Source organism: Pseudomonas sp. 1D4 (assembly GCF_001728925.1).
In the GTDB taxonomy this organism is placed as follows: Bacteria; Pseudomonadota; Gammaproteobacteria; order Pseudomonadales; family Pseudomonadaceae; genus Metapseudomonas; species Metapseudomonas otitidis.
The window spans coordinates 1-2,622 of sequence record NZ_LXJQ01000110.1 but is presented as its reverse complement, the minus strand read 5'-3'; the positions used below and the strand labels follow the sequence as shown (position 1 = coordinate 2,622).

Here is a 2,622-nt window from a genome sequence, read left to right as displayed (position 1 = left end):
GTCTCCCCATGCGATCCGCCGTGACGAGATGGCTGTATCGCCGGACGTTGATGGGCGCAGGAGGGCAGACCGCGCGAGTTTGACAGACCGGGCTCGGGCCGGCAGGCCGCTAGGCCTCCTCGCGCGGTCTGCCGACACGGAGTCTGCCTCGTAGTCGGCAGTGGTGCGTGTATTGAGTGGCCTGGCGAGTGGTGGGATCTGTCGTATTCGGTCCGGGTATCCGTTCCATTTGCCAGGCCGAGCGGGACCTTTGAAACTATGCCGCCATCGGCCTAGGCACGATGGAACGTCTGTTTGATGCGCAGGGAGCCTTATGTGGGTGGGATCGAGGTGATCCACGTTGAAGAGTCCGGGAAGTAAGGCACAGGTTTTTCCTGTGCTCTTACAGGGGTAACACTCACTTTTTCCGCTCTGGGCAATTCAACTGGTCGGCATCTATATCGATCGTATACAGCTCACCGTCTTTGGCCATGTACAAATGCTGCATCCGAATACCGTACTTGCTCATCGCGGCCAATAGCTGCGTTTCCTTGCAGGCCAGTCTTTCCAGTCCGCGACGCGAGCTTGCCTCCCATTTCGCCCTTTCCTCATCGGGCAAGTCTTCTGTCGTCATATTGACCTTGTAGCGGTAAGAGATCGTGTCGGGGTACGAGAGGTTGACGTGTTCGAGTGTGGTCAATCCGTCGACTCTCTTCGGAAGGGTGGCGCTCAACTGGGACAGTCGCTGGCTCAACAGTGAAAGTTGCGCCTCTTTTTCCCGCTCGGAAGTTATTGAGAAATAGCGTCCCAGCAAAACGAGCACGACCGTTGCCGCGATACTCAAATAGAAGTTACGGGGATTGCGCTTCTTCGGCGCCAGTTTCATCAACATCTGATTCACTCGTCCTGAGTACGAAAACTTGATCTGGAATTAAAGGGTTGAAGTTAATGCACCGTTGCATGGGGCTCGGAAACAGGAGCATGTGCTTTCCGTTTGCCTCGTGCAGGGAGGGCTTTATGGGCCAGTTGTTTGGCGGCTGTGCTCCAGGTCGGCAGAGGGTAAGCGTCCGGCCAACCCGCCTTGCGCCAGGAGACCGATCTAGGAAGTTGTCGACGCAAGACTGGGTTTTCCTCGCCAAACAAGCGCCGGTATTGCGCGGATGTAGATCAGCTCACCTACCAACTCGACCAACGTCTGTGTGATTACCGCTGCGGCAGCAAGCCCTCGAATATCTTCAGGCAATGCTAAAGCCAGAGGCAGAACAACCAGGGAGTTTCGAGTTGATGAGCTAAAGGTTACTGCTCGTGCTGTCGTGGGTGGCAGTTTGGCAACTCCGGATGCCAGCGCCCCCATTAGTGGTGCCAGTACCAGAAAGCCAATGTACACAGGGATAACTGGAGCAAGCAGATTGATGTCGCGCACCACCGAAGATATCTGAGATCCAACCACCACGATCAGAACCGCAGCCATTGCTGGAACGGGTAGCCATGCCCACACAGCGTTCCACCCGGCGACAATGTTCGACCGTTTGGCCACAGCAGCTGTAGCTACCGCCAAAAAAAGCGGCGCGACGATTAGGAGAAGAAACGCTTCAACGAATGGGCCGATGGAGATTACGACTTCGGACTGCCCACCCAGCATGAAGGCCAGGTAAACAGGCAGCAAAACAAGCTGAAGCAACAGTAGAACCGGGGTTGCCGAAAGAATCGCGCGCGAGTCGCCCTTGCCAATGTGAGTGAAGACCACCACGTAGTCGATACAGGGTGTCAGCAATACCAATAGAGCGCCAACGAGTATGGCCGGGTGGTCTACAAGGCCTCTAGTGATGCCCCAAACCAATAGCGGAATCAATACGAAATTAGCGATGAGAAGCGCCGACATGAAGCGCTTGTTGCTCAGCCCTTCACGCAAATCCAAGAAGGGTATTTGCAGAAACATTGCATACATCAGCACGGCGATTGTGGGGGTTACCAGCACATCCAGCCCTTGTGCTGCTGAGGGTGATATCAATCCGCCGATTGCTGCTGCTATGACCGCTACGAAATAGATCGGTATTTGGTTCTGCTCAAGCGTATCCCTATTCATGACTCCCCCCCTCCAGCACGAAAAGGGCGTCAGACTAGCAAACCTGCCTGGATAAAGGGGCCCAGCTATGCGGCAGCAGTTGACAGATCTCACTTGCCCGCTGCGTCGGCAGTCGTGTCAGCACATCCTTGAGATAGGCATACGGATCATGTCCGTTCATGCGGGCCGATTGGATCAGGCTCATGATCGCCGCCGCGCGCTTACCGCTGCGTAGCGAGCCGGCAAACAACCAGTTCGAGCGTCCAAGGGCCCATGGTCGAATCTGGTTCTCGACCGGGTTATTGTCGATGGGCACAGCACCATCCTCGACATAGCGAGTCAGTGCCAGCCAGCGCTTGAGACTGTAATCCAAGGCTTTCGCCGTTGATGATCCGTTTGGCACCAGATCACGCTGGGCCAGCATCCAGGTATGCAGTGTTTCTCGGCGTGGATTACGCGCTGGGCCAGCACGGTTTCGCGCAGGGCATCGACCAGCGGCTGGAGTTGCACATCGGTTTGCCCGACCCACTGCGCCAGTGTCGAGCGAGCGATGGGCAGGCTGGCACGGCCAAAGATTT

General features: G+C 56.2%; 2 protein-coding genes and 1 pseudogene. All 3 read right to left on the bottom strand.

Going from position 1 to position 2,622, the window contains the following annotated elements; translation table 11 throughout:
* Positions 1-397: 397 nt before the first annotated feature.
* Entirely contained in the window at positions 398-871 is a 474-nt protein-coding gene (locus A7D27_RS26735) for a hypothetical protein (protein ID WP_069566667.1), read from the bottom strand.
* Positions 872-1,078: 207 nt separating this feature from the next.
* Positions 1,079-2,065, bottom strand: a complete 987-nt coding sequence (locus A7D27_RS26730) for an arsenic resistance protein (RefSeq protein WP_069561661.1) — start codon at positions 2,063-2,065, stop codon at positions 1,079-1,081.
* A 34-nt stretch (positions 2,066-2,099) separates the two neighbouring features.
* Positions 2,100-2,622 (bottom strand): annotated as a pseudogene (locus A7D27_RS27605) (transposase); the annotation flags it as partial.